The 26,531-nt window shown below is 54.5% G+C and carries 22 protein-coding genes; 14 read left to right on the top strand and 8 right to left on the bottom strand.

The annotated features are described in order from the left end of the window. Positions 1 to 21 precede the first annotated feature (21 nt). The 4 genes from ACT3TF_RS11295 to ACT3TF_RS11280 are packed head-to-tail and all read right to left on the bottom strand — an operon-like array spanning position 22 to position 4,154. Positions 22 to 1,086, bottom strand: coding sequence for a tRNA-queuosine alpha-mannosyltransferase domain-containing protein (locus tag ACT3TF_RS11295; protein ID WP_444672227.1), 1,065 nt, complete (start codon positions 1,084 to 1,086; stop codon positions 22 to 24). Beyond that, positions 1,086 to 2,093, bottom strand: coding sequence for an ArsA family ATPase (locus tag ACT3TF_RS11290; RefSeq protein WP_096280240.1), 1,008 nt, complete (start codon positions 2,091 to 2,093; stop codon positions 1,086 to 1,088). Before ACT3TF_RS11290 ends, ACT3TF_RS11295 begins: the two co-directional genes overlap by 1 nt. A 51-nt stretch (positions 2,094 to 2,144) precedes the next feature. Beyond that, positions 2,145 to 2,447: a cory-CC-star protein gene (locus ACT3TF_RS11285; RefSeq protein WP_176483397.1), complete on the bottom strand. Its 303-nt coding sequence runs from the start codon at positions 2,445 to 2,447 to the stop codon at positions 2,145 to 2,147. Positions 2,448 to 2,477: 30 nt separating this feature from the next. Continuing rightward, positions 2,478 to 4,154, bottom strand: a complete 1,677-nt coding sequence (locus tag ACT3TF_RS11280) for a carbon starvation CstA family protein (RefSeq protein WP_441684421.1) — start codon at positions 4,152 to 4,154, stop codon at positions 2,478 to 2,480. 349 nt (positions 4,155 to 4,503) lie between these two features. On the opposite strand from ACT3TF_RS11280, the gene ACT3TF_RS11275 reads away from it, so the two are divergent. From ACT3TF_RS11275 to ACT3TF_RS11260, 4 genes are read left to right on the top strand one after another with little or no spacing between them, the layout of a single operon-like run. Further along, the gene (locus ACT3TF_RS11275) at positions 4,504 to 4,878 is read left to right on the top strand and encodes a response regulator transcription factor (RefSeq protein WP_096280245.1); all 375 of its coding nucleotides are present in this window, start codon (positions 4,504 to 4,506) and stop codon (positions 4,876 to 4,878) included. After that, the gene (locus ACT3TF_RS11270) at positions 4,875 to 6,938 is read left to right on the top strand and encodes an exonuclease domain-containing protein (RefSeq protein WP_444672226.1); all 2,064 of its coding nucleotides are present in this window, start codon (positions 4,875 to 4,877) and stop codon (positions 6,936 to 6,938) included. The genes ACT3TF_RS11275 and ACT3TF_RS11270 overlap by 4 nt, the downstream gene beginning before the upstream one ends. Further along, positions 6,935 to 7,144, top strand: coding sequence for a hypothetical protein (locus tag ACT3TF_RS11265; RefSeq protein ID WP_096280249.1), 210 nt, complete (start codon positions 6,935 to 6,937; stop codon positions 7,142 to 7,144). The genes ACT3TF_RS11270 and ACT3TF_RS11265 overlap by 4 nt, the downstream gene beginning before the upstream one ends. Positions 7,145 to 7,146: 2 nt before the next feature. Beyond that, positions 7,147 to 9,879, top strand: a complete 2,733-nt coding sequence (locus ACT3TF_RS11260; protein WP_444672225.1) for an ATP-binding protein — start codon at positions 7,147 to 7,149, stop codon at positions 9,877 to 9,879. Between the two features lie 48 nt (positions 9,880 to 9,927). Here the strand turns inward: ACT3TF_RS11260 and ACT3TF_RS11255 are convergent, their stop codons facing one another. Continuing rightward, positions 9,928 to 10,284 carry an HlyU family transcriptional regulator gene (locus tag ACT3TF_RS11255; RefSeq protein WP_444672224.1) on the bottom strand — a complete coding sequence of 119 codons (357 nt, stop codon included), beginning with the start codon at positions 10,282 to 10,284 and terminating at the stop codon, positions 9,928 to 9,930. 78 nt (positions 10,285 to 10,362) lie between these two features. Next, entirely contained in the window at positions 10,363 to 11,583 is a 1,221-nt protein-coding gene (locus ACT3TF_RS11250; RefSeq protein WP_096280255.1) for an argininosuccinate synthase, read from the bottom strand. A gap of 226 nt (positions 11,584 to 11,809) precedes the next feature. Here ACT3TF_RS11250 and rnt point away from each other — a divergent pair, with 226 nt between their 5' ends. Both rnt and ACT3TF_RS11240 read left to right on the top strand, forming a co-directional pair. After that, the gene (gene rnt / locus ACT3TF_RS11245) at positions 11,810 to 12,478 is read left to right on the top strand and encodes a ribonuclease T (RefSeq protein WP_096280258.1); all 669 of its coding nucleotides are present in this window, start codon (positions 11,810 to 11,812) and stop codon (positions 12,476 to 12,478) included. A gap of 153 nt (positions 12,479 to 12,631) precedes the next feature. After that, a complete protein-coding gene (locus ACT3TF_RS11240) occupies positions 12,632 to 13,891 on the top strand; it encodes a 6-phosphofructokinase (protein WP_096280260.1) in 1,260 nt (419 codons plus the stop codon). Positions 13,892 to 14,003: 112 nt separating this feature from the next. On the opposite strand, the gene ACT3TF_RS11235 is transcribed toward ACT3TF_RS11240, so the two are convergent. Continuing rightward, complete coding sequence (locus tag ACT3TF_RS11235; protein WP_193063195.1) at positions 14,004 to 15,719, bottom strand: bifunctional protein-serine/threonine kinase/phosphatase; 1,716 nt, start codon at positions 15,717 to 15,719, stop codon at positions 14,004 to 14,006. A gap of 269 nt (positions 15,720 to 15,988) precedes the next feature. Between ACT3TF_RS11235 and ppa the strand changes: the two genes are divergently transcribed. From ppa to purH, 8 genes are all read left to right on the top strand, one after another. Continuing rightward, complete coding sequence (gene ppa, locus ACT3TF_RS11230) at positions 15,989 to 16,519, top strand: inorganic diphosphatase (RefSeq protein WP_096280264.1); 531 nt, start codon at positions 15,989 to 15,991, stop codon at positions 16,517 to 16,519. 199 nt (positions 16,520 to 16,718) lie between these two features. After that, a complete protein-coding gene (dsbD, locus tag ACT3TF_RS11225) occupies positions 16,719 to 18,602 on the top strand; it encodes a protein-disulfide reductase DsbD (RefSeq protein WP_226938589.1) in 1,884 nt (627 codons plus the stop codon). A 303-nt stretch (positions 18,603 to 18,905) separates the two neighbouring features. Then, positions 18,906 to 19,358, top strand: coding sequence for an acetyl-CoA carboxylase biotin carboxyl carrier protein (gene accB / locus ACT3TF_RS11220; protein ID WP_096280266.1), 453 nt, complete (start codon positions 18,906 to 18,908; stop codon positions 19,356 to 19,358). A gap of 31 nt (positions 19,359 to 19,389) precedes the next feature. Further along, entirely contained in the window at positions 19,390 to 20,730 is a 1,341-nt protein-coding gene (gene accC / locus ACT3TF_RS11215) for an acetyl-CoA carboxylase biotin carboxylase subunit (RefSeq protein WP_096280268.1), read from the top strand. Positions 20,731 to 20,861: 131 nt separating this feature from the next. Continuing rightward, a complete protein-coding gene (gene prmA, locus ACT3TF_RS11210) occupies positions 20,862 to 21,776 on the top strand; it encodes a 50S ribosomal protein L11 methyltransferase (RefSeq protein ID WP_444625498.1) in 915 nt (304 codons plus the stop codon). A 99-nt stretch (positions 21,777 to 21,875) separates the two neighbouring features. Beyond that, complete coding sequence (dusB, locus tag ACT3TF_RS11205) at positions 21,876 to 22,913, top strand: tRNA dihydrouridine synthase DusB (RefSeq protein WP_441684446.1); 1,038 nt, start codon at positions 21,876 to 21,878, stop codon at positions 22,911 to 22,913. Continuing rightward, positions 22,910 to 23,233: a DNA-binding transcriptional regulator Fis gene (gene fis / locus ACT3TF_RS11200; protein WP_096280275.1), complete on the top strand. Its 324-nt coding sequence runs from the start codon at positions 22,910 to 22,912 to the stop codon at positions 23,231 to 23,233. The genes dusB and fis overlap by 4 nt, the downstream gene beginning before the upstream one ends. Positions 23,234 to 23,297: 64 nt before the next feature. Continuing rightward, a complete protein-coding gene (purH, locus tag ACT3TF_RS11195) occupies positions 23,298 to 24,896 on the top strand; it encodes a bifunctional phosphoribosylaminoimidazolecarboxamide formyltransferase/IMP cyclohydrolase (RefSeq protein ID WP_176483398.1) in 1,599 nt (532 codons plus the stop codon). A 115-nt stretch (positions 24,897 to 25,011) separates the two neighbouring features. On the opposite strand, the gene ACT3TF_RS11190 is transcribed toward purH, so the two are convergent. Then, positions 25,012 to 26,469, bottom strand: a complete 1,458-nt coding sequence (locus tag ACT3TF_RS11190) for an NAD-dependent succinate-semialdehyde dehydrogenase (RefSeq protein ID WP_096280278.1) — start codon at positions 26,467 to 26,469, stop codon at positions 25,012 to 25,014. Positions 26,470 to 26,531 lie beyond the last annotated feature (62 nt).

Raw genomic sequence — 26,531 nt, 5'->3', positions numbered from 1 at the left:
CACCTAACGCCAGCGCACGGCTTACGCGCTAACAGCTAATAGTTGGCGATACGCATCGCGCCAGGCGGGCCATTCCCATGCAGTGGTCGCCAGGGGTGCCGGGCGCGTCGTCGAGTCTGTCAACCAGTCGTAAAGCCGTTGATAAAGCCCTTCCCGCGTGCCGTCATAGCGATAGGCCGGCGGATAAAGCGCCGGGAAGCAAAGCCTGTCAGGCACCAGCGGAAGCGCCCCGCGCTGGGCCGCTTCCATAATGGCCAGCCCCTGAAACTCATGCCAGGTAGTTGAGACGACAATACCCGCGCCTTCTAGCAGCGTGCGGTATTCAGCCTCTGGCTGCGGGCCCCAGGCAACAACATGCTTAGCTAGACGCTGTTCCGCTTGCTCAAAAATATCGGGGGATTGACGAAAACGCTGCCCCAGCACGGCAAGCTCAAACGCTACGCCTTCAGCACTTAGTCTAAACAGCACCTCAAAAAAATCATTCGGGTTCTTGTCATATTCCCAGCGGTGGTTCCATACAATAAGCTGAGGGCGCCTAGGCGTATCATGCAAAGAAGTTGACCTTATTGATAGAGGCACTGGCAGCACATGAGCGCGTTTACGCAGCGCTTCAAGCGGATTGGCGGCAGGCAAATTTTCCGGCATTTTTTTCAGAAATGCCCGTGCGCCATCAATAAAAGAATCGCGATTATAGGCGCTGTTAAATACAACGCTATCGGCTGCCAAAGCGGTGTAGAGATTGACCATTTTGGCCTCTACTTGCGGCATCTGGTCGCTGGATTCCGGATAGGCGAACTGATTCTCATGAAAGTAGACGATCTTTTGCGCTTGACCAAGGTGCGGAAACAGCCCAATTAACGTTGCGAGATCGACCATTGAAGTCGCCAGCACCACGTCAAACGACTGGCTGAGAGTGGCATGCTCTTTTAACATCCAGCTCAGCGGGTTACCGCGAATTCGCCAAGCGAAGTGACGCGGTGGAAGGCTTAATAGTGTCCATGACACATCATCCAGCTGTGCCATCAAGCTCTGCGCCCAGTATCGATGGCTAACAGCTTCATAGGCTGATAACAGTAATACCCGCATTAAAACCCCTGTTGTTCAAGCTTACCCGCCAGCATTTCTAATACCTCAATACCTTGAACATCGGTAGGTAGCCACGGCAAACTTGGCCGCGGAAATCGCGCAAATAACGTATCTATGCGCGCAAGATAGCTGGCTTCCTGCTCGCGCCGCGCCTGTAAAAAAGCACCGTCCGCATCCGTTGGGATCACTCGATTAACCAGCGTCCCTGCCACGGGAATATGCGCCTCTTCGAGCGTTCGAACGGCGCGATCTGTTTCTAGGATGGGCAGCCGCTCGGGCGTCATCACAAACAGAAAGCTACAGGCTGTGGTGTCTTCAATGCGTCGTCGCGCCTGATGAAACAGCCGCCGTCGATTGATCAATGTCGTGGCCACTTCCCGGGTACGCTCGTCTAAATCATTCAAAGGGTCTTCACTAGGATCATCAAACGGTGTTGCCACATCACGGCCCCGCTTTGGAGTGAGGTGGTCCAGCACCTTGCCAAGCTCTGCGGACTTGCGATTGTGGGCCAGTAACCCGTCGGTCCAGGCGGCCATCGCTTCAGGCAATGTTAACAGCCTTAACGTATGGCCAGTCGGCGCCGTATCGAAAATAATCAGATCGTAGGGCGCGGTGTCGTCGATCATTAATCGCGCTAACCGTTCCAGCAACGCGGCCTCCTGGGTGCCGGGAGACTGGCGGGTTAGACGCATCTGACGCTCCAGCTCCTGCATCATTTCAGGAGCCGCGTAGCGACGCATCTGCTGGGTCACGCGCTGAAGGTGGGCTTCCACCTCGATATCAGGATCAATTTCCATCGCATCCAGGTTGGGCAGCAGTCGCCGCGGAGCATCACCTAACGAGCGATCGAAGACATCACCTAAGCTGTGCGCCGGGTCGGTCGACACCACCAGCACACGCTTTCCCCGACTGGCCGCGAGCACGGCTAAAGAAGCCGCTACCGTGGTTTTCCCAACACCACCTTTGCCGCCTACCCACAGCAGGCGACGATTGAGTACTGCTTGCATGGCATTCCTCACTTGTTCGACGTAGCGCTCTCTAAGGCAAGACAATAGCCATCAGCAGCAACGGAAATGGTCCAGCGGCGAACGCTCCATGCCCATTCGCGTGTGCCAATCATGGAAACGCTCCAGTAACAGCGGCTGAAGCTCAAGGGTGTAGTACGAGGCCGGATTCTGTAAGCCCATCATTTCAGAGAACACCAACAGCATAAACAGGTCGTCTTCGTCGCGTCGCGCTCGCGCAATAGCGCCTCGATAGCGCGAGTTATATACCTCTTCAGAAAAGAAACGGGCCTGGTTCAGCCAGGCCCGTAACTTGTCACGACGCGGCGATGACCCGTGCATCGGGTCATCATGCATAGCGATTACTCCCTTTCAGTCATACTTGCGTTAATCACCTTGGGCAGCCATTTCAGCGCGCGAACGCTTGAGCGCGGAGGCACATTCCATCGCCACCATAATAGCCGCCACCAGCACCACAATATCCATCACCAGTAAGAACATGTTGCCCTGGTTCCAGAACGTGCGCAGCTGTATCAGTAGCGCCAGAATCGTCATGACCAATAAAAAGCATAGCGGCGCCAGCGTATACCACATAGGGCGCTTCAGGCGCACAAGCATGACAGTAATCACGAGTAGCGTTAGGCCTGCCAGTAGCTGGTTGGTGGTGCCGAACAGGGGCCAGATAATCAGACCACCCGAACCATCTGCACCGCCTGCGCCAAACGCTAGCAGCAAGCAAGTGCCTACCGCTAGCCCCGTGGCAATCGATGGTTTTTTCATCCACGGCTGGTCGTAAATATCGCCCCACTCTTGAAAAATGTAGCGCTGTAGGCGAAGGCCCGTGTCCATGGTAGTGCCCGCGAAAAGCGCCGCCATCACAGTGAGTAGCGTCGCCGCGGTCACCTCAGGCAACCCAAGACCGTTATGAATAATAAAGGCGCCACCTTGTACGAAGGCATTGACGCCGCCCTGCCCGAAGGAGCTATACATCGCCTGCCAATCGCCAAAGGTGGCAAAACCGGCGGTCGCTGCCAAAATAGCCGCTAGCGCCAACATGCCTTCGCCCACCGCGCCGAAATAACCCACAAAACGAGCATCGGTTTCTTTATTCAGCTGCTTAGACGTAGTGCCTGATGAAACAAGCCCGTGAAAGCCCGAGATGGCCCCGCAGGCAATAGTGACAAACAGCAGCGGTATTAACGACGGCGTGCCTTCAGGAACATCGCTATTAAATGCGGGCGCTACTAGCACCGGGTTCAACAGCACCAGGGCCCCATAAAGAATGAGCAAGCCAATGAAGAGCTGCAGCCCGTTAATATAGTCCCGTGGCTGCAGCAGCATCCACACCGGCAACAATGACGCAATCGCCGCGTAACCGAACAGAATAACAATCCAAATTGCATTGCCTGATATACCGGCCACTTCAGCAGGCATTTGAATAGGCACAGAAGGCCCAATACCAATCAGCGCGTAGAGCGCAATGACGCCGATAACCGACACCACCGCCAGGCTCATAATCCGGCGATAAATCATTTGCCCGATAATTAATGCCACAATAATCGCGCCCCAAACCGGAACTACCGCGCTTGGGAAGTTCATCATTAACCCGGCAATCACCACGGCGAAGACCGCATTAACCATTAGTAGCACTAGAAAGATAACGATCATAAAGATACTACGAGCACGCTTACCAACCACGTCACCGGTTAATGCCCCGACCGATTTAGCCCGATTGCGTACGCTGGCCCAAATAGCACCGAAGTCATGAATACCGGCAAAGAAAATAGTGCCGAACACTACCCATAAAAAAGCCGGCGCCCAGCCCCATATAACGGCGATCGCAGGCCCCACAATCGGAGCTGCTCCCGCAACGGAGGTAAAGTGATGGCCCCATAAGACGAATCGATTGGTCGGCACATAGTCAATGCCGTCCTCAAACTCATGGGCAGGGGTTTTAAAATCAGGATCCAGTTGATAAATCTTCTCCGCAATAAACTTGGAGTACACGAAGTACCCCACGGCCATTGCGCCAAGACCTACCACTAGAAGGAAAATAGCACTCATGGGCGCCGCTCCTTTGGGTTTGATTGTTATTGTTTATTTAATAAACCTGGGAATTGCTGCTCTTATCACCTTACAGAGTGGTATGAGGAAACGCTTACGTCCATAACAATACGGCGCTAATCGCGGGAGTTGATTCTAAAGTTGTACTTAAAGCAGCGTAAATCTCGATATAAGCCTTATTAGCCCGCCTATTTATTTAGCAATACTCATTTACCAGCATTCGGCCAAGGTCGTCTTGGCCGCACTCCTCTAGCTCACTACACTGCATATTAACGATTGATCACGCATGCACTCAGAGCTATGCACACGGTGCGCCCGGCACTACCACTGATAAAGACAGGAGATTTTCATGGCCAAAGTGCTTGTGGTCGATGATGAACCCAATATCGTGCTATCGCTGGAATTTTTGATGGAGCAGGCAGGTTTCGAAGTAATGACGGCTGAAGACGGCGAGCAGGCAATGGCGTGCGTTAATGATAGCCAGCCCGATTTACTATTACTCGACATAAGCCTGCCGGGTATGAGCGGTTTTGACGTGTTAGAACGCCTGCGTGGCGATGCTGCCACCGCGCATCTGGCGATTATTATGCTAACCGCGCATGGCCGCGACGTAGAGCGTGAAAAAGGCATGGCTCTGGGCGCCGATGACTACATCACTAAACCGTTTTCAACCCAATCATTGGTGGAAAAAGTTAAAGCGCTGCTGGCTGGAAAGCAGCTATGACGCGAGATGGGCTGCCCAAGCGCCAGCATCTTGTTGGTTTATGGCTTCTGCTTAGCGGTATTAGCCTGTTTGGCGGTACGGTGTTTGCCGTTTGGCTGGATACTCAGCTGGCTCCTGCCGGTTGGGCAAGAGCAGCCCTATGGGTCGGCAGCGTCTCTGGTGGCGCCACGATTTTTGTAGCGGGATTGATACTTGAACGCATGTTATTTACCCCGCTGCGACACCTCCAAGCCCAGCTTGTACGCTTGGTCGGCAATCCCGATGCCTACGATGAACAGTTGCCTGAAGGTTGGCTAAAAGGGCTTGGTCCAGACTTACGCCGTGTCAGCGAAAACTGGCAAGCAGATCGCAGCCGTTTGTCGACCGCCCATGCGGAAGGCGCACGCAGCGCTGCACGTATTCGCCAGGAGCTTGAAACGCTGCTGCAAGTCCTCGAAACGCCTCTGTTGCTGTGCGATCACCATCGCCGCGTGATGCTATTCAATCAAGCCGCTGAAGATTTTTTTATCGACAATTCGGGACTGGGTTTAGGCAAACGCCTGGACGCTCTACTCCCCGTTAGCAGCCTGCAGCAAGCGCTTAGCCAGCTACCTTGCGATGGCTCCCCGCGCGAACTTTTGGTGCCCTGCGATAATCGCTGGCTAAAAGTGATACTGCGCCGCGTACCGGGCAGTGACGGCGAAACGCTGCTCACCTTTAGCGATGCAACAGCGTCCTGGTCGAATGAAATGGGCGTGAGAGCAGAGCTTGCCCATATACTTACGCCACTCCGTCAGCATACCGCGAGCTTGACCAGCGCTGCCGATGCGCTGATTCAACTACGTGACCAAAATGACCCCAGCACATCGTTATTACGCCAACGTTTCGAGCGCGTTATTCAAGAGGAAGGAGCTACGCTTGGCGAGCACGTCGCAAGAATAGGCCAATTGCTCGACGATATGCAGCATCAAGGTGAGCGCTTAACGCCCATGTGGTCCAACGACTTCTGGCAAGCACTGGATGAACGTCTTGATCCTGAGCGGCGCTTAATTACTCCTGTGGGAATGCCCGCCTGGTTTAAAGGCGATGCGCCCGCGCTGATCGCCCTGTTTAACTCTTTGGTAAAGCACCTCAGTAACTACTTACCTGACAGTGGTTTTGAAGGTGAAATATGCTTGGGCAATAAACGCGTCTATTTAGATCTTATTTGGCGCGGCAAAGCGATACCGGAGCATGAGCTGGCCGGATGGCGCCAGCAGCCTTTGACCTCGCTACCGCTAAACCCGAGCGTTGCGGATGTGCTGCGTCAGCACGCTAGCGATATTTGGAGCCTTGCCGACGACAACGGCGTATATGCACGCTTGCGCCTGCCGCTGCCCGCCATGGAGCGCGTGGGCGCCCCGCGTGAAATTGCGCCTCCCCGCCCTGAGTTTCACGATTTTGGCATTGCCGACCTCCCCCCCCCCAGCGATGCGCTCGCCAGCCGCTCACTGCGCAGCCTCGAAGTGGTCGCGTTTGATACTGAAACCACTGGGCTTGAGCTGCGCCGGGGAGACACGGTCATTAGCCTGGGTGCCTGCCGCGTCGTCAATGCGCGCCTGCTGGCAAGTGAGACCTTCGATCAAAAGGTCGACCCACAGCGCCTGATACCGCCGTCGAGTACCGCCATCCATGGCCTTGTTGATGCTGATGTGGCGGGCGCGCCGCTGCTGGATGTCGTGCTCACTCGCTTTCGCGACTACGTGGGTGAAGCCGTGCTTCTGGCCCACAATGCCGCATTTGATCTGCTTGCGATTAGCCAGCAGGGCGTCGCCTTTGATATACCGGTAATCGACACACTGCTGATTTCTAGAGCGCTGGATGAAGCGCTAGTCGGCCACGACCTCGACAGCCTTGCTCAGCGCTATGGCCTGACATTCCCTCCTGACACTCGCCATACCGCCCTGGGAGATGCGCGCGTAACGGCCAAGCTGTGGCTTGCACTGCTGCCACGCCTAGAAGCGCGTAGCATTGATACGCTTGAACAACTGCTAGCGCTGCAAGCGAATGCCTTTGATCGACAGGATGCCAGCGCCTTATGAAACCCAGCGGCGAAAAATCACGTAAAGCAGAACGCTTAATGGCCTTAGTGGCCGTTGCCTTGCTGCTGTTCTGCCCACCGCTGATTATCGTCGTAGACCGCTTAACCACGCTTCACGTAGGCTGGCTGCCGCTGTATTTATTTAGCGCTTGGGCCGTCGTGATCGGCTTAACTGCGTGGCTAATGGAACATCATGCGGATCGCTGACTATGCGCACTGAGCCGATTATTCTTGGCACAGCCTTTGGCTACCTTGCGCTACTTTTTTTAGTCGCTGCCTGGGGTGACCGGCGGGCTGAGCAGGGCCGCTCGTTGATCGGATCACCCACTGTCTATGCCCTTTCTATTGCCGTTTACTGCACCGCATGGACATTTTATGGCAGCGTGGGCCGAGCCGCAGCGCATGGTCCTAGTTTTTTGCTTATCTACTTAGGCCCTACGCTGGCCATGCTGCTGGCGCCCTCCGTTATTCGCAAAATGGTGCGCATCGCTGCACGCCAGCGTATCACTTCTATTGCCGACTTTATTAGTGCCCGCTATGGCAAAAGTGCCAGCTTAGGCGCGCTGGTAGCGCTAATGGCGCTGATCAGTATCACGCCCTATATTGCGCTGCAGTTAAAAGCGATTACCGTCAGCCATGCGGTGCTGATCAACTATCCCTACACGCCCGATACCACGCTGATCGATGAACGCTTTTGGATGGACAAATCGCTTTGGGTCGCGTTGGTATTGGCCGTGTTTATAATTCTCTTTGGCACCCGCCACCTGGATGCCAGCGAACGCCACGAAGGCATGGTTGCCGCTATCGCTTTAGAATCGCTGGTCAAGCTGGTGGCCTTTATGGCGGTCGGTATCTTCGTGGTTTTTGTGATGTTTGAAGGGCCCGGCGCGCTATTTTCGCAGGTGGCGGCCACGCCCGAGCTAGTAGACAGCATGCGGCTCGATCGCGTGCCGGGTGGCGTTACCGGCTGGGTTGGCATGCTAGTGCTGGCCTTTCTGGCATTTTTAACGCTGCCTCGCCAATTCCAAGTGTTAGTGGTCGAAAACGTTGATGAGCAGCATTTAACGCGGGCGAGCTGGCTATTTCCGCTTTATATGCTGCTGATTAATCTCTTCGTCATACCGATTGCCCTGGCGGGCATGCTGCTAGGCGCTAGCGCAGGTGACCCTGACAGCTTTGTGCTGACGCTGCCGCTCTCAGCAGGCGTGGAAGGCTTACCGCTGTTAGTGTTTATCGGTGGCCTATCGGCGGCCACCGGCATGGTGATTGTTGAAACCATTGCCCTTTCCACCATGGTCAGCAATCAACTGGTGATGCCGCTACTGCTTCGCTCACGACGGTTACACCTGAGCACTAAAGGGGAGCTGGCCGGCTGGCTGCTGGGTATTCGCCGCGTAGCCATTGTGCTTATTCTATTGCTCGGTTATCTCTACCACGCCCTGATTGGTGATTCCTACAGCCTCGTCACCATCGGGCTTGTGTCCTTCGCGGGGGCCGCCCAGTTTGCCCCAGCGCTGTTGATTGGCCTTTATTGGCGCGGCGCCACTCGCCAAGGGGCCACGTGTGGATTGATCGCCGGCTTTTTAGTGTGGAGCTATACACTGCTTCTTCCGGGCTTTGCTCAGTCAGGCTGGTTGAACGCTGCGCTGCTTACCGAAGGGCCTTGGGGGATCACTTGGCTCACTCCCTACGCCCTGTTTGGGCTCGAAAACTGGGACATTTATAGTCACTCACTGCTGTGGAGTATGCTGGTAAACGTCGGGCTTTTAGTGGGCGTGTCGCTGTTTACCCGCCCTACGCCCCTTGAGCAAACCCAAGCCGCGCTCTTCACTGAGGCTATGCACCCGAACCTGACCACTGCCCCGCTATGGCGTGGGCAAACCACTCAAGGCGCACTAAATGAATTGCTTGCTCGCTACCTAGGCCTTCAAACCACTCGCCGCATCTTCAGCTATAGCAATAACAAAAACGCGTTTGAGGCGGATCAACCGGCCACCACTGAGCTCATCACCCGCGCAGAGCAGGCCCTTGCTGGGTCATTGGGCAGCGCCTCTGCACGGGTGCTGATCAACTCAGTGGTGCGCGGTGAAGCGCTGGATATTGAGTCGATTCTTAGCATTCTTGACACCACCTCACAAACGCTAGAGTACAACCGCCGGTTAGAACAAAAATCTCAGGAGCTGCTGCAGATTGGCGAAGAGCTACGTAGTGCCAACGAGCGTCTGCGTGAGTTAGACCGCTTAAAAGATGAGTTTGTGGCCATGGTCAGCCACGAACTGCGCACACCGCTAACGTCCATCCGCGCCTTTGCTGAAATCTTGAGAGATAGCAAGCAACTACCCAGCGAGAAGCGCCAGCATTTTCTTGGCGTAATCGTGCATGAAAGCCAGCGGCTATCACGCCTAATTGAAGAGATACTGGATCTTGCTCGCTTAGAAAGCGGCCGTTTAACGCTAAACCCGGTGCCACTCGACCTGACAGCGCTAGCACGGCACAGCATTAACGCTATTGCGCATCTGCATGAAGAACGCGGCGTTGCTCTAGACATCAGCTTAGAGGTCGATCCTGCAATGATCGTTGGCGATCAGGATCGTCTAGAGCAAGTCATCATCAATCTACTTGATAACGCAGGTAAATTTGCTGATCGGCTACAGCCAACAGTACGCCTGGCGCTGTATCGACATCGTGACCATTATCGCTTGAGCGTTGAAGATAACGGTGCGGGTATCAGCATGGATGAGCGCGAGCGGGTATTTGAAAAATTCCATCAACTACAGCAGGACGGCGATATCCCCCGCGGCAGGCCAAGCGGCAGCGGTCTAGGTCTGCCGATCAGCCGGGGCATCATCGTTCATCTGGGGGGGAGACTCTGGGTGGAGGATGCTAAACACTTAGGCGGCGCTTGCTTGACACTAGAGCTACCCGCCGCGCCGAACAGCTAACGCGCGGTTTATCACGTTGAGAGGCACATCGGCCGTTTTACACAATGACTAGCGGTCTGCGCTGTTCATATCCGTGCTATTCATTTCTGTATCACGACGCGGGTCTGGCTCGAACATGGCCTCACCCACTTCATCAATATAGCGCTGTGCTTTAGTAAGCATCATGGCGTCACACGCTTCACGGCTAGGCAGCATATCGGAACGTTCAAAGCGATGTTCGAGCATTTCCTCTGACGTACCGGGCTTGCGAATCCAACCGCTCACGCGGTATTGGCCACTCTTATTATCGGGCTGGGGCACAATCCAGTAGCCCTTGTATTCCACCGGTTCAGCGGCATCAGTGGTAGGACCTGAGGCAGCTTGGGAATGACTACCAAAGAGTCCGGATAAGATTTTTTTAAGCATCATTATTCCTTTGCTTGTAGGACGGCGGTTCGTGTCTGCCGCCCTACAAGATAAACGCAGCGTTGTATCAGCGCTTCATTAGCTCTGTTTACGTCCTTTGCCAGCGGCAATACGCAGACGTAGCGCGTTAAGCTTAATAAAGCCTTCCGCATCTTTCTGATTGTAGGCGCCCGCGTCATCTTCAAAGGTCGCAATCGACTCATCAAAGAGCGATTCGTCAGACTTACGGCCAACAACGATTGCATTGCCTTTATAAAGCTTCATGCGCACAACGCCAGCGACGTTTTTCTGCGTTTCGTCGATAGCCGCTTGCAGCATGCGACGCTCAGGGCTCCACCAGTAGCCGTTATAGATCACTTCTGCATATTTCGGCATCAGCTGATCTTTCAGGTGAGCTTCTTCGCGGTCTAGCGTCAGTGACTCAATAGCGCGGTGGGCACGCAGCATAATGGTGCCCCCTGGCGTTTCGTAACAGCCGCGAGACTTCATGCCCACATAGCGGTTTTCTACAATATCTAAACGGCCAATGCCGTTATCGCCGCCCATTTTATTGAGCTTCTCCAGCACTTCGTGGGCTTTCAACGGCTCACCGTCGATGGCTACGATATCGCCCTTGTCAAACGTTAGCTCAACGTAGGTTGCCTGATCGGGCGCGGCTTCAGGAGAAACGCTCCAGCGCCACATATCGTCTTCTGCTTCGGCCCACGGGTCTTCCAAAATGCCGCCTTCATAAGAAATATGCAGCAGGTTGGCATCCATGGAGTAAGGCGATTTTTTCTTCTTATTGGCAAAATCGACGGGGATATTGTGTTCTTCACAATAAGCCATCAATTTTTCACGCGAGGTCAAATCCCACTCACGCCAAGGGGCGATGACTTTAACGCCCGGCTTTAATGCATAGCCGCCAAGCTCAAACCGAACCTGATCGTTGCCTTTACCGGTAGCGCCATGAGAAATGGCATCGGCACCGGTTTCGTTAGCGATCTCAATCAAGCGTTTAGCGATCAGCGGACGAGCAATAGACGTGCCTAGCAAGTACTCGCCTTCATAAACAGTGTTGGCGCGAAACATGGGATAAACGTAGTCGCGGACAAACTCTTCGCGCAGGTCTTCGATGTAGATTTCCTTTACACCAAGGGCTTGCGCCTTAGTGCGGGCGGGCTCGACCTCTTCGCCCTGACCGATGTCGGCAGTAAACGTAACTACCTCGCAGTTGTAAGTTTCTTGCAACCACTTAACGATAACGGATGTGTCCAGGCCGCCTGAATATGCCAGTACAACCTTTTTGACATCGGACATTCTTTGCTCCTCATTGACTATACGAAATTCATTAGCGAAAAAGGCACTATCATTTAGCACACGGCTAAGCGATATATCTTTGCAACAGACCTTGAGTATAGCGTTCTCAATGCCCAGCGAATACCGCCAACGACGCTTGGGGGGTAAAGCTGCTAGAATCAATCCATTCAAAGCGGTGGCATACCGCTTATCTTGACTGATTACTCGCTTTACTAAGGAGAGCTGCATGAGCGAGGCAATTGCCCGCGAATTAATGGCCCAACGTTTTCGTAGTTACCTACCCGTGGTCATTGACTTAGAAACCGGGGGATTTAATGCCCAAGGCGACGCTGTGCTTGAGATAGCCGCCGTCACGCTAACCATGGATCCGGAAGGCAACCTGCTTCCTGATGCTACCTATGCTTACCATATTGAGCCCTTTGAAGGGTCCAATGTGGAGCAGTCGGCGCTCGATTTTACCGGTATCAATCTGGACGATCCGCTGCGTCGCCAAGTGGCGCTGAGCGAAGCTGACGCGTTGGGAGAGATTTTTCGCCCAATCCGTAAGTCGCTCAAAGCGCATGACTGCACGCGAGCTATTTTGGTGGGTCATAACGCGGCATTTGACCAAGGTTTTTTGAATGCAGCGGTTAATCGCTGCGGCATTAAGCGTAACCCTTTCCATCCGTTTTCAAGCTTTGACACGGCAACGCTGGCAGGTTTGGTCTATGGTCAAACGGTTCTGGCGCGTGCCTGCAGGGCTGCCGGCATTGAGTTTGACAATAAGGCCGCGCATTCCGCTCGCTACGACACCGAGCGCACCGCCGAGCTATTTTGCGCCATGGTTAACCGCTATAAAGACCTTGGCGGTTGGGAGTTAGCCCAGCGCGAGCAAGAGATGGATGGCCCCGATTAACCAGCGATAGCCGCTGATGCAGCCATCATAGCTTTGCACTAAACTTTGCCGCACTGCATAACCTAAGCTTAACCTGCCACCACTAGCGATTTTTCCTAGCGATGGTATATGACTTCGATTTACCCTATCCGTTTTCAAGAGATGAGACGTTCCATGGCCCAGCATAATGCCTTTTACGCCCAGTCCGGTGGCGTCACCGCCGTAATTAACGCCAGCGCCTGCGGCGTTATTGAAGCCTGCCGCCAAGCGCCCGATAAAATTGGCAAGGTGTACGCCGGTCATAACGGCATTATCGGCGCTCTAACCGAAGACCTCATCGATGTCACCCAAGAGTCTGACGAAGCGATTGCCGCACTGCGCCACACGCCCGGTGGCGCTTTCGGCTCCTGCCGCTATAAGCTGAAAGATATCGATACGCATCGTGCTCAGTACGAGCGCCTGATTGAAGTCTTTAAAGCTCACGATATTCGCTACTTTTTCTACAACGGCGGTGGCGACAGCGCCGATACCTGCTTAAAAGTCTCGCAGCTTTCCGAAAAGTTGGGCTATCCGCTCACGGCCATCCATGTGCCCAAAACCGTGGATAACGATCTGCCGATCACCGATAACAGCCCTGGCTTTGGCAGCGTTGCTAAGTATATTGCTACCTCAACGCTTGAAGCGTCGCTGGACATCGCCTCTATGTGCGCGACGTCCACTAAGGTGTTCGTGCTTGAAGTGATGGGTCGCCATGCCGGCTGGATTGCCGCCGCGGGTGGGCTAGCAGGCCAAGAGGAAGGCGAGCCGCCGCACCTAATCATCTTCCCGGAAATCCCCTTCAACCGTAGAGTGGCAATGGCACGGGTTGAAGAATGCGTTAAGCAGTACGGTTACTGCGTGATAGTGGTGTCAGAAGGTGCCCGTTACGAAGACGGCACGTTCTTAGCCGATGCGGGCAATACCGATGCCTTTGGCCATCGCCAGTTAGGCGGCGTAGCACCGACGCTTGCCGGCATGATCAAACAAGACCTGGGTTACAAATATCACTGGGCGGTAGCAGACTACCTTCAGCGTGCCGCGCGCCACTTGGCGTCTAAAACCGACGTTGAGCAAGCCTACGCGGTCGGCTACGAAGCGGTAACGCTGGCGCTTGCTGGCAAAAATGCCATGATGCCGGCCATTCGCCGCATTTCTCAGAACCCTTACCAGTGGGATGTGATTTCTGCCCCACTGTCTCAGGTGGCTAACCAAGAGAAGTTCATGCCCCGCGACTTTATTAGCGCAAACGGACTTGGCATTACGCAGGCGTGCCGCGACTATCTTTCACCGCTCATCCAAGGTGAAGATTTCCCACCGTTTGAAAACGGCCTGCCTAAAGTAGCCAAGCTGAAGCTAGCCAAAGCCGAGCGCAAACTGCCGGTCTTTACGCTGTAAACAAGTAACCTAGTTCTGTAAAACAGCCCGGCAGTAAAAAGCCTAGCGGTAAAACGCACCATCAAAAACGGGGGATGACATCAATCATCCCCCGTTTTTTTATGCTTTGCGTTTAGCGCAATAGCCAGGAAAGCACCAGCAGCAGCAATAAAATCCCCGCGACGCCCTGCCAGAAACGTCGTGGCTCCTGACGGCTTTCATCTTGAGCAGAGCGACGGCCAAGCGGCACGCGTATCGCATGCATAAACTCTGACATGCGCCTAAAGCGCAGCGCTCGCTGTGGATCCAGCGCACGGCGCAGTGCATCGTCTAAGTCGGGGGAGATTTCAGGGTTCGTGGTGCGTGCGCTGCGAAACGACAGCTCTTCAAGGTCGGTATGGCTGCGCAGCCGATTTGGCGTCAATGTATAGGGCAGAGCCCCGGTCAACAGCCAATAGACAGTTGATGCTAACGAATATTGATCGCTGCGACGGCCGATGGCATCTCCTAGGGCATACTCTGGCGCAGTGTGCTCGTTGAGGCCAACTTGACTGAGCAGCTCGCCAGAATGTCGATGTCCTTCGCCATCCCGCATGTGGCAAGCGCTAAAGTCTGTCAATACCAGCTTACCGTGTAGATCGATTAGAATATTATCAGGGCTAATTTGCTGATGAATAATATCTCGGTGATGCAGAGCCTGCACCGCCTTGCCGAGCTGATTGGCGATATCAAGCCGCTGCACCAAGCTCGCCTGCGGATGGCGTTCTGCCCACTGGCGAAGCGTTTCTCCCTCGATATGCTGCATAAGGTAGTAGAGGTAGCGACGCGAACGAGACCGCTCCATTACTTTGACGACAAAGGGGGAATTAACGCGCTCTACGACCCATTGCTGCAGCAGAAAATGCTCAAGGTAGGCATTACGCAACGAAAGCTCGGGGCTTGGTGCTTTCATCACCATTTCACGCTCGGTGTGCACATCGCGAACGCGATAAACGCGAGACTGCGCGGTTCGTGACAGCACCGCGAGCACCTCAAGGCCATCTAAGCGATCGCCCGGCGCCAGCTCAGGCGGAATGGGCAAATCGCCATAAAGCTGCCCAGGGCGCTCGGTTGTTTCCTCCGGCAATTCATCTATGCGAACTAGCTGGAAGCAAAATTGATCGCCTCCATAGCCACGCTCCTGAGCGCGCTGCTTCGCCTCATCCGCTAAACGCTCACAGGCAGCGTCTAAATCGCTCGCGTCTTGGCGAATCAAGCGCACGTAGTCTGAAGGCAGTAACGTGCCGCGCACACCCTGGGTAGTGAAAAGAAATAAATCGCCCTGTTTCAACGCTATATGGGTGTAATCAATGTCGACACTGCCGTCCATGCCCAGTGCCCGCGAAGGATAGCGGTAGCCGCCCACGTCCGTTACGTGGTCGCGGCTTAGCTGCTCAAACTCTGCGCCGCGCAAGCGAAAGACCAGCGTATCGCCCATATGAAATAGATGAGCTTCACGGCCGCGAAAGACCATGGCGGACATAGAGGAAACGAAGCTGCCCTCTTTAACATGCTGGCTTTGGCTATAGCACCAGCTATTCAGTGCGCGCAGGACGCGGGTGGCAGATGTTTTGACATCCCAGTGATCAGGCGTTGAAAAATAGTCAGCCAGAAAACCGCGTACGCTTAGGTCACCGGCCTGTTTGGCCATGGTGTTGCGTGAAATCGAGTCGCTAATCACCGCACAGCCGCCTTTGGCGCGCAGTAGCGGTGCCTCAGGAAAGCGTACTGACATTGAACTGCGATGTAGGCATCGATCGGGGGCGACAAACGCTTGACCATAACTGATGAGCAACTGGGCGTGCGACAAGGCATCCTCCTAGGCTGTCGACTCGAGCACTTATGATACACACTGTGAACCAGGAGCGATGCTCACCAAACGTCTCTATCGGCCGATTCAAAGTGTCTCTCGCCTATTTAAGCGCTGAAATGTTATAAAATCGCCAACCTTTCTCGGCCTCCTGCTATGTCACATTGGCAATCGTGTAACCATATTCGTATAATTCCGGCTATCAAAGCCTCTGAATCGATTGCTTAGCCGCAGCAAGACTCAGCCACTGTACTATCAAGGAATCAACGATGAACTTCGATAATATCCCTGCCGGAAAGGATCTCCCCAACGACGTTTACGTGGTGATCGAAATTCCAGCTAACCATGACCCGATCAAATATGAAATTGACAAGGATATGGGCGCGCTGGTCGTTGACCGCTTCATGGCCACCCCCATGTTTTACCCAGCCAACTATGGCTTCATTCCCCACACCCTAGCCGACGATGGCGATGCCCTTGACGCCTTAGTCGTCACACCGCATCCCGTTCAGCCTGGCAGCATTATCCGTGCACGCCCGGTTGGTATTCTGAACATGACCGATGAAGCCGGTGAAGATGCCAAACTGATATGTGTGCCCCATGCCAAGCTGAGCTCACTGTACGACAACATTCAGGAAGTCACTGATCTACCTGAACTGCTGCGCCAGCAAATCGCTCACTTTTTCGAGAATTACAAAGATCTAGAAAAAGGCAAGTGGGTAAAAGTAGAGTCTTGGGAAGGTGCCGACGCGGCGCGTAAAGCGATTGAAAAATCCGTTAGCGCCTATCAAAAAGCGTAATAATTAGCACCTAAGCGGGAATTCATACCCGCTTAATGCATCTAAAGGCCGCCTTCGGGCGGTTTTTTGCGTTATCAGCCTAGCGATAAGGGCTAGCGCACGAGCGGCCGCGTCATGTCACCGCAGCGAGTAAGTCAGACGCTTAAGCTTGCGGTATGCTGTTTACCTGCATTGCGATGCCATTAATTAAGGATATACCTTGTTACCTTTTAAGCGCCTAAGCCGATTTGCTTTATTCACCCTTCTACTTATCGGACTACCGCTGATGGCTCACGCCCAGTGGTTCTCTTCCTCCAGTAATCAAGACGCATTTTTGCCCGTTATGGAGGCATTTGAACCCACTGCTTGGCATGATGACGACACCCTTTATATCGGCGTGGACATTGCTGATGAATATTACCTTTATCGCCACCAGTTTGCGGTTAGCAGCCAAATCGAGAGCGTCGACCTAGGCGAGCCTAACATCCCCCAGGGCACGTTTATTAACGATGAATTCATGGGAGATGTGTACGTATTCAGGGATCAATTAGTCTTTGAGGTCCCCTTAAGCACCCCCTACTCAGGCCCGCTTGATATCACTCTAACCTTTCAAGGCTGCGCGGACGCAGGGCTCTGCTACCCCCCGGAACAAGCTAACCTTCAGGCCAGTGAGACACAGCCACCCAGCCAATTCGCTGACTGGCAGGCCGATAACAGCAGCTCCGACGCAGCGGCCAACGCCTCAGGACAAGATACAGCTGACACCGCAACGCAGAGTGACTTTTCAGCCCCCCAAAGTGAAGACAGCCGCTTCAGCAGCTTGATTAGCAGCGCAAGCCTGCCATTGGCACTGGGGCTATTTTTTATCGCTGGCTTAGGGCTTACCTTTACGCCCTGCGTGCTGCCGATGATTCCTATTCTGTCATCGATTGTGGTCGGCCAGAACCCTACTCGCTCTCGGGCATTTGTGCTTTCTGCCAGCTATGTATTAGGCATGTCAGTGACTTATGCGCTTGTGGGCGTATTGATGGGGCTGTTTGGCGCCGGACTTAATCTTCAGGCGCGCTTGCAGTCGGCACCGGTCTTAATCATCTTCGCGATACTCTTCTCGCTCTTTGCTTTAGCAATGTTTGGCGCGTTTAACCTCAATCTATCGCCGCGTTTAACCAACCGCATTGATGCTTGGCAGGCACGCGCTCAGCGCAGCGGCCCTGCGGGTTTAGCGGTAGCGGGCGCCCTTTCAGTGCTAGTGGTATCACCCTGCGTCACGGCGCCGTTAGCAGGCGCGTTGGTATTTATTTCGTCTACCGGGGATGCCGCGCTTGGCGGCGCAGTGCTGTTTGCGCTGGGCTTGGGAATGGGTGTGCCCCTTCTTTTAGTCGGCACGTTCGGCGCCACCTTGCTACCACGCAGCGGTGCCTGGATGAACGGCGTAAAAATTGGCTTTGGCCTGCTGCTGCTGGGGGTGGCTATTTGGATGGTAGAGCGCTTGGTCGCTGCGCCCGTCGCGCTGCTGCTATGGGCTGCGCTAGCGATTGGAAGCGCGCTCGCTTTAGGCGCTTTAAACGTCAATCAGCCGCTGGGCTGGCCGCGCGCGCGCCAAACGCTTGCGCTTATGCTACTGACTTGGGGCGTACTGCTGGTGATCGGAGCCGCCCAAGGGGGCAACAATCCGCTGCGCCCACTCGCGGCAACCCCCAATCCAGCAAACGCTGTACAGGCACAGGCACTCAGCTTCACTGAAGTCGACACATTGAGCGCTCTTGAGGATGAAATTGCTAACGCAAAAAGCAATCATCAGCCGGTGTTTGTGCACTTTACTGCCGACTGGTGCATTTCATGCAAATTAATGGAACGCGATGTATACCCAGATGCACGCGTTACCGCAGCGTTAAGTGGCTATAAGCTGATTGCCGCCGATGTCACGCACACCGATAGCAACAGCCGAGAGCTACTAGACCAGTTCAATTTATTTGGTCCGCCCAGCCTGCTATTTTTTAATCAAGGCCAGGAACTGCGCGATGCCCGCATTCAGGGCGAAGTAACCGCCGACCAGCTTCAGCAACATCTTGAATCTGTCAGCCAGTGGATAGCGGCCCAGTGACATGCATGAAGGGCTCGTATCGTGGATATCGCCGGCCAGATACTGCCCAGCATCCTCTAAGGCTACGTCAACGCTTGCCGGGCCGGCTGCTGGACATCGTGGCACTTTTTCGGCAAACTCCGCTCCCATATTAGCTAAAAACTTCCTTTTTAGGGGTGAGAACGAGGTAACGTTCACTAACATGCCGCGTTCTCTTCATTTTAAAATCTGGTTTACTGCGCTAGTTCAGCGCCGCATAGCACCTCCGCTTAGAGGCTGAGTTTGCTCTGTGACTACCTTTTATGACATTGATGGGGCTATGCCATGGATATCCGCAAAGTTAAGAAACTGATTGAGCTTCTCGAAGAATCCAATATTAGTGAGATTGAAATTCAAGAAGGCGAAGAATCAGTCCGCATAAGCCGCCATCCGAACGGTGCGACTTGGCAGCAGCAGCCAATGCCCCAGTATGCGCAGCCAACCTATGCGCCGGTCGCAAGCGCACCGCCTGCGGATATTGAATCTGCCGGTGTAAGCTACCGTGGTGAAGCAGTTAACTCACCGATGGTTGGCACCTTTTATCGCAGCCCAGCACCGGGCGCTAAATCCTTTGTGGAAGTAGGCGACACCGTTAAGCAAGGCGATACCATATGTATCATTGAAGCCATGAAGATGATGAACCAGATTGAAGCTGACCGTGACGGCGTGGTGGAAGCTATTCTGGTGGAAGATGGCGAGCCGGTGGAATTCGATCAGCCTATGATCGTTATCGCTTAATCTTTCATTTTCAACACGGGTGGACTCTCCCATGCTGGACAAGGTATTAATCGCGAATCGCGGCGAGATTGCCCTTCGTATCCTACGGGCCTGTAAAGAACTGGGCATTAAAACCGTCGCGGTACACTCCAAAGCTGATCGTGAACTCATGCACGTTCGTTTGGCAGATGAAGCCGTTTGTATCGGACCGGCATCGTCAGCGCAGTCTTACCTGAATATACCGGCCCTTATCAGCGCAGCCGAAGTGACTGACTCAACGGCCATTCACCCGGGCTATGGCTTTCTGTCGGAAAACGCCAACTTTGCCGAGCAGGTAGAGCGTTCAGGCTTTACTTTCATAGGGCCTCGCGCAGAAACGATTCGCCTGATGGGTGATAAAGTCAGCGCGATTCAATCGATGAAGGAAGCCGGTGTTCCTACGGTTCCAGGCTCCGATGGGCCACTCGGCGATGACGATGCTGTCAATCTAGCGACGGCTATGCGTATCGGCTATCCGATCATCATCAAAGCAGCCTCTGGCGGCGGCGGGCGTGGCATGCGTGTGGTGCATACTGAAGGCCACCTGCTGTCGGCGATTACCGTTACGCGTACCGAAGCACAGGCGGCGTTTGGTGACGGCACGGTCTACATGGAAAAATTCCTTGAGAAACCGCGTCACGTAGAAGTGCAGGTGCTGGCTGATGGCCAAGGTAACGCTATCCATCTTTATGATCGCGACTGCTCTCTTCAGCGCCGTCATCAAAAAGTGCTTGAAGAAGCCCCAGCCCCAGGCCTTGATCAGAAAGCGCGTGAGCAGGTGCTTGAAGCCTGCCGTCAGGCGTGCATTAAAATCAATTACCGTGGCGCCGGCACCTTTGAATTCTTGTACGAAGACGGCAAGTATTTCTTCATTGAGATGAATACCCGCGTTCAAGTCGAACACCCGGTTACTGAAATGGTTACCGGCGTGGATATCGTCAAAGAACAGCTGCGCATAGCCTCTGGCCTTCCGCTGTCTATTCGTCAAGAAGACGTGAAGATCGCTGGCCACTCTTTCGAGTGCCGGATTAATGCCGAAGATGCCCGTACCTTTATGCCTTCGCCCGGGAAAGTGACGTTATTTCACTCGCCGGGTGGCCTGGGTGTGCGTATGGACTCGCATCTTTACACGGGATACACCGTGCCTCCCCACTACGACTCCCTGATCGGCAAGCTGATCACGTGGGGTGCAGACCGCGAAATTGCGCTGACGCGCATGCGCAATGCGCTTGATGAACTACTTGTGGAAGGCATCAAAACCAATATCGACCTACAGAAAGATTTGGTTCGTGACAGCCACTTCCGCGAAGGCGGTGTCAACATCCACTACCTGGAAAAGAAACTCGGCGGCTAACGCCACTCCAGCGCTATGTTCGATACCCAACGGGGTGGCCACGTCCACCCCGTAGTTGTCTTTACGGTACTGTCTTTACTGTAGTTGTCTTTACTGTCTCTATTTTTAAATTCGCCTTGCGGAGAACCTGCATGCCCTGGCTTCAACTCAAAGCTCATGTCGCACCCGAGCAAGCAGAATTTCTGGAAGAGCTGCTGCTCGAAGAAGGCGCCACTGCCATTGGCCTTCAAGATGCCCACGACGACCCTGTATTTGAGCCTGAACGCGGCACCACTCCGCTTTGGCAAGATACGATTCTGACGGGGCTTTATGATGACCTTGAAGGCGTTGACGACATGCTTACGCGCATTGAGGCGGCCTGGTCGGAGCACATGGCGAGCGAACCCTGCCCCACGATCGAGTATGAGCTACTTGCCGACCGCGACTGGGAGCGTGAGTGGATGGATGATTTCACCCCTCTACGCATGGGCCAGCGGCTATGGATTGTGCCCAGCTGGCACGAGCCGCCTGAGGCAGACGCGGTCAACCTGATTCTAGATCCAGGCCTTGCGTTTGGCACCGGCACGCACCCGACTACCGCGCTGTGCCTAGAGTGGCTGGATGAACTGGCAGTGGCTGGCCACTTAGCGCAGCAGCATGTACTTGATGTAGGCTGTGGCTCGGGCATTCTCGCTATCGCCGCCCTAAAGCTTGGCGCACACCATGCCGACGCTACCGACATTGATCCCCAGGCATTGCAAGCTAGTCGTGATAACGCAGAACGTAATAGCATTGCCGAACAGCAGCTATCGCTTTATTACCCTGAGCAGTTAAGCGATGACGTTCGTTATCCTGTCGTAACCGCTAACATACTGGCGGGCCCACTGGTTGAGCTAGCGCCGATGATTGCCGGGCACGTGGCCCCAGGTGGGCGCATTGCGCTATCGGGTATTTTAGCCAATCAGGCCGACGATGTTCAGCAAGCCTACACGGCCCAGGGCATCATCATGCAAGAGCCGGTGATTCGTGAAGGCTGGGTAAGGCTCTCAGGCCAGCGCCCAGATTAAAGCACCCTGCGGCCTTCAACCTAACGGCGAGTAGGCGTATCATACGCACCCTTGAAAGCGCTTACTCGTCGCCAGACCAGCATCCACATAGCCTACGCCATGACGTTAATGAACACCCTACCCAGCATTGGTCGTTATCGATTATCAAATCGCGTAATCCTGGCACCAATGGCCGGCGTTACCGACCGCCCCTTTCGTCAGCTATGCCGACAGCTGGGTGCTGGCTGGGTGGTGGGCGAAATGGTCACGTCAGACCCTAGCCTATGGCATACGCGTAAATCACAGCTGCGAATGGACCACCAGGGCGAGCCAGACCCGCGTGTGGTGCAAATTGCGGGTGGTGATGCTGATATGCTTGCCCAGGCAGCCCGCCTGAATGCTGAACTAGGTGCTCAAATTATTGATATTAATATGGGCTGCCCCGCTAAGAAGGTGTGTAATAAAGCGGCAGGGTCTGCCCTGCTTCGCGATGAAGCCTTGGTCGCTGACATTTTGCAGGCGGTGGTGGGCGCCGTTGATATTCCCGTGACGCTTAAAATCCGCACGGGCTGGTGCGCGGCATCGAACAACGCCCTGCGCATTGCTCAGTTGGCCGAGGCCGCAGGCATTCAAGCGCTAGCCGTACATGGCCGACATCGCGAACAGCGCTATACTGGACAGGCAGAGTACGACACGATTGCCGACATCAAATCTCGTCTCTCGATACCGGTGATTGCTAACGGCGACATAACAAGCCCTGAAAAAGCCGCCGAAGTGCTCGCTTACACCGGTGCTGATGCTGTCATGGTAGGCCGTGGTGCGCAGGGAAATCCGTGGATATTTCAACAGATCAACCACTATTTCCAGCATGGCACGCGAATGGCGCCACCCAGCCTAGCCGAGCGCCAGCAGGTGCTTAATGGGCACGTTGGCGCACTGCATGAATTTTATGGTGACACGATGGGCGTACGCATAGCGCGTAAGCATGTCGGCTGGTACCTCAGCGACGACCCGCGCTTTACGCCGCCTCAACAGCACGCGCTGAAGCAGCAGTTCAATGCGTTAGCATCACCCGAAACGCAATTTGATTGGATCAACGACGCGATGGCTCCCGATGCCGCCACACGTTTGCTAGCCAAAGGAAGCTATGCTGCATGACCGAACGCGATCTTCTCTCTAGCGATACTGTTTCTCACCTCACCCGCATGCTGGCTAATCCAACGGTGAGCACACCACCGCAGCCTCTGCGGGAGGCCGTGGAAACAGCGATGCGCCGCTACTTCGAGCATCTCGATGGCAGCCAGGCAACTGACCTATACGCCATGGTGATGGCCGAAGTAGAAGCTCCTTTACTGGCCTGCGTCTTGGAGCATACTGACGGCAACCAGACCCGGGCCGCTGATGCACTGGGCCTGAACCGCGGCACCCTGCGTAAAAAGCTAAAGCTTTACGGACTTATCGAAGGCGACGCCCCATAACACTGGGGCGTTGTTGTTTTTATTTACCCACGTTGACTTCACAACGCTGCACACGAGCATCCTCATGGCTGATAACCCTACTTTGACTGACAGTAACGCTACTCCCGTCCGCCGCGCCCTTCTGAGCGTTTCTGATAAAACTGGCATTGTAGAATTCGCCCGCGGCCTAACTGAGCATGGCGTTGAACTGCTTTCAACCGGTGGCACTTTCCGGCTATTGCAAGAAAATGCCATTGCGGTGAAAGAAGTGTCTGAACATACCGGCTTTCCCGAAATTATGGATGGTCGTGTCAAAACGCTTCATCCCAAAATTCACGGCGGCATTTTGGCACGGCGCGGCCAGGATGATGCGGTCATGGCCGAAAACGACATTACCCCTATCGATATGGTCGTCGTTAACCTCTACCCCTTCGCCGCGACTGTCGCTAAGCCTGATTGCACGTTAGAAGATGCTATCGAGAATATCGATATTGGCGGCCCTACCATGGTACGCGCCTGCGCTAAAAACCACGCGCATACAACAATCGTCGTGAATACCGCTGACTACGCCCGCGTGCTTGGTGAGCTGGCCGCTCAAAATGGTCAAGTAAGCACGGCAACGCGGTTCGATTTAGCGGTCAAAGCATTCGAACACACCGCCGGCTATGATGGCGCTATTGCCGACTACCTGGGCCGCAAGGTTGACGCTGCAGACGAAGCATTTCCCCGCACCTTTAATCTTCAGCTGCATAAAAAGCAGGATATGCGCTACGGCGAAAATCCCCATCAGCAGGCAGCGTTCTACGTTGACCCGCAGGCTAGCGAGCCAAGCGTTGCCACGGCAAAAATGCTGCAAGGCAAACCGCTATCGTATAACAACGTTGCCGATACCGATGCGGCGTTTGAATGCGTCAAGGCTTTTAAAGAGATCGCCTGTGTGATCGTCAAGCATGCCAACCCCTGCGGCGTTGCCGTTGGTTCAACAGCGCTAGCGGCTTATGACAAAGCCTTCGCCACCGACCCTACCAGCGCATTTGGCGGCATCATTGCCTTCAATACAGCGCTGGACGCTGAAACCGCCCAGGCAATTATCGATCGCCAGTTTGTCGAAGTAATTATCGCCCCCGGGATTAGCGATGACGCTGCCGCCATTGTGGCCAGCAAGCAGAACGTTCGCCTACTGGATGTCAGCGATCATTGGTCAGGCGAACACCAGACTGCATTTGATCTCAAGCGCGTCAACGGTGGGCTATTAGTACAAGAGCGCGATGAGGGAATGGTGGCACGCGAGGACTTGACGGTTGTCAGCCAACGCGCTCCCAGCGAGCAAGAACTGCGCGACCTAGCCTTTGCTTGGCGAGTGGCTAAGTTCGTTAAGTCCAACGCCATTGTGTATGCCAAAGATGGGCAAACAGTGGGCGTGGGCGCAGGACAAATGAGCCGCGTTTACTCAGCCAAAATTGCGGGCATCAAAGCCGCAGACGAAGGCCTTTCAGTGCCTGGGTCGGTCATGGCATCTGATGCCTTCTTCCCGTTCCGTGATGGCATTGATGCCGCGGCAGCAGCGGGTATTACCGCGGTTATTCAACCCGGTGGCTCAATGCGCGATCAGGAAGTGATCGACGCCGCCAATGAAGCAGGCATTGCCATGGTATTTACCGGCATGCGCCACTTCCGCCACTAAGCCTTTTCACTAGCACCGCTGGCCCACCCAGCACATAACAAGCCCCCATTGGCACTCTGCCAATGGGGGCTTGTTAATGACAGTGGCTGCCGATTAAAAGACAGGCTTCAAAGCGCTAGCCAAGGTCAATGCATAGATACTTTGTTTCAAGGTATTCTTCCAACCCTTGATGACCGCCCTCGCGACCTAAGCCCGATGCTTTAACCCCGCCAAACGGTGCCGCTGCGTTAGAAATGGCGCCAGTATTAATCCCTACCATGCCATATTCTAGCGCTTCAGCGACGCGCCACACGCGAGCCAGATCACGCGAGTAGAAATACGCGGCTAGGCCATACTGAGTGTCATTGGCCATTGCTATCGCGGTTTGCTCATCGTCAAACGGGAAGACAGCGGCAAGCGGGCCAAACGTCTCTTCGTGAGCCACTTTCATTTTATCGGTGGCAAAGCTAATCAGCGTCGGCGTAAAGAAATTACCGCCCAATGGATGGGGGTGCCCACCCAGCAGCAGCTCAGCGCCATTATCTATCGCGTCCTGCACGTGCTCGCTGACTTTCTTGACCGCATTTTCATCGATTAACGGGCCAAGATTAATATTCGCTTTGGTGCCATCGCCAACGCGCAACTCACTGTTCATTGCCACCGCCAGCTTTTCACAAAACGCGTTGATGACACTGGAGTGGACTAAGAAGCGGTTGGTGCATACACAGGTTTGCCCAGCATTACGAAATTTCGCCGCCATAGCACCATCTACTGCGGCATCTAAATCAGCATCTTCAAAGACAATAAATGGCGCGTTGCCACCCAGCTCTAGCGAGATTTTCTGAATATGCTCAGCCGCCTGCGCCATCAGTTTACTACCCACTTCGGTAGAACCGGTGAAGGTGATTTTGCGCACCTTCGGCGAGTGCGTCATCGCTTGCGCAATATCACTGGCGCTGCCCGGCACTACGTTAAAAACCCCACGCGGAATGCCCGCACGCTCAGCTAATAGCGCTAATGCCGTGGCTGAAAACGGCGTTTGGCTCGCAGGCTTGACGACAATCGTACAGCCAGCGGCCAGCGCAGCGCCCGCTTTACGGGTGATCATCGCCGCCGGGAAGTTCCACGGGGTAATCGCGCCCACAACGCCCACTGGCTGCTTAGTCACGACGATACGCTGATTGGCGTTTGCCGCGGGAATCGTTTCACCGTAAACGCGCCGGGCCTCTTCAGCAAACCAGCGCAAAAAGCTTGCAGCATAGGCAATTTCGCCCGCGGCTTCTTTAAGCGGCTTGCCCTGCTCGTAGGTCATCAGCATGGCTAAGTCTTGCTGATGCTCAAGCATCAGGTCGTGCCACTTTAATAATAAGTCGGCGCGTTCCTGAGCGGTCAATGCACGCCATGCAGGCAGAGCGGCGTCGGCGGCATCGATGGCCCGCTCAGTCTCAACTTTACCTAACCGCGGAATATTGCCGATAGCCTCACCGGTTGCCGGATTCAAGACCGTGATCTGCTCGCCGCTATCGGCTGCAACCCAACTGCCGTCGATATAGGCAAAAGGACAATACAGCTGCGTTTCTTTAAGCGCTTCCATGACAGACTCCTGACCAAATGATGGCCGTGTAGGCTTGTTAACACTTCATGCTAAGACGAAAC

This window comes from Halomonas sp. AOP25-F1-15 (genome assembly GCF_052378675.1).
In the GTDB taxonomy this organism is placed as follows: domain Bacteria; phylum Pseudomonadota; class Gammaproteobacteria; order Pseudomonadales; family Halomonadaceae; genus Vreelandella; species Vreelandella casei.
The sequence above is the reverse complement of the archived record's forward strand: the minus strand, read 5'-3'. Positions and strand labels throughout refer to the sequence as shown.

Excerpts from the sequence above, each read along its gene's own strand:
- ACT3TF_RS11295 (WP_444672227.1), bottom strand. The coding sequence starts at position 1,086 with ATGCGGGTATTACTGTTATCAGCCTATGAAGCTGTTAGCCATCGATAC.
- ACT3TF_RS11290 (WP_096280240.1), bottom strand. The coding sequence starts at position 2,093 with ATGCAAGCAGTACTCAATCGTCGCCTGCTGTGGGTAGGCGGCAAAGGT.
- ACT3TF_RS11285 (WP_176483397.1), bottom strand. The coding sequence starts at position 2,447 with ATGCATGATGACCCGATGCACGGGTCATCGCCGCGTCGTGACAAGTTA.
- ACT3TF_RS11280 (WP_441684421.1), bottom strand. The coding sequence starts at position 4,154 with ATGAGTGCTATTTTCCTTCTAGTGGTAGGTCTTGGCGCAATGGCCGTG.
- ACT3TF_RS11275 (WP_096280245.1), top strand. The coding sequence starts at position 4,504 with ATGGCCAAAGTGCTTGTGGTCGATGATGAACCCAATATCGTGCTATCG.
- ACT3TF_RS11270 (WP_444672226.1), top strand. The coding sequence starts at position 4,875 with ATGACGCGAGATGGGCTGCCCAAGCGCCAGCATCTTGTTGGTTTATGG.
- ACT3TF_RS11265 (WP_096280249.1), top strand. The coding sequence starts at position 6,935 with ATGAAACCCAGCGGCGAAAAATCACGTAAAGCAGAACGCTTAATGGCC.
- ACT3TF_RS11260 (WP_444672225.1), top strand. The coding sequence starts at position 7,147 with ATGCGCACTGAGCCGATTATTCTTGGCACAGCCTTTGGCTACCTTGCG.
- ACT3TF_RS11255 (WP_444672224.1), bottom strand. The coding sequence starts at position 10,284 with ATGCTTAAAAAAATCTTATCCGGACTCTTTGGTAGTCATTCCCAAGCT.
- ACT3TF_RS11250 (WP_096280255.1), bottom strand. The coding sequence starts at position 11,583 with ATGTCCGATGTCAAAAAGGTTGTACTGGCATATTCAGGCGGCCTGGAC.
- rnt (WP_096280258.1), top strand. The coding sequence starts at position 11,810 with ATGAGCGAGGCAATTGCCCGCGAATTAATGGCCCAACGTTTTCGTAGT.
- ACT3TF_RS11240 (WP_096280260.1), top strand. The coding sequence starts at position 12,632 with ATGGCCCAGCATAATGCCTTTTACGCCCAGTCCGGTGGCGTCACCGCC.
- ppa (WP_096280264.1), top strand. The coding sequence starts at position 15,989 with ATGAACTTCGATAATATCCCTGCCGGAAAGGATCTCCCCAACGACGTT.
- accB (WP_096280266.1), top strand. The coding sequence starts at position 18,906 with ATGGATATCCGCAAAGTTAAGAAACTGATTGAGCTTCTCGAAGAATCC.
- accC (WP_096280268.1), top strand. The coding sequence starts at position 19,390 with ATGCTGGACAAGGTATTAATCGCGAATCGCGGCGAGATTGCCCTTCGT.
- prmA (WP_444625498.1), top strand. The coding sequence starts at position 20,862 with ATGCCCTGGCTTCAACTCAAAGCTCATGTCGCACCCGAGCAAGCAGAA.
- dusB (WP_441684446.1), top strand. The coding sequence starts at position 21,876 with ATGACGTTAATGAACACCCTACCCAGCATTGGTCGTTATCGATTATCA.
- fis (WP_096280275.1), top strand. The coding sequence starts at position 22,910 with ATGACCGAACGCGATCTTCTCTCTAGCGATACTGTTTCTCACCTCACC.
- purH (WP_176483398.1), top strand. The coding sequence starts at position 23,298 with ATGGCTGATAACCCTACTTTGACTGACAGTAACGCTACTCCCGTCCGC.
- ACT3TF_RS11190 (WP_096280278.1), bottom strand. The coding sequence starts at position 26,469 with ATGGAAGCGCTTAAAGAAACGCAGCTGTATTGTCCTTTTGCCTATATC.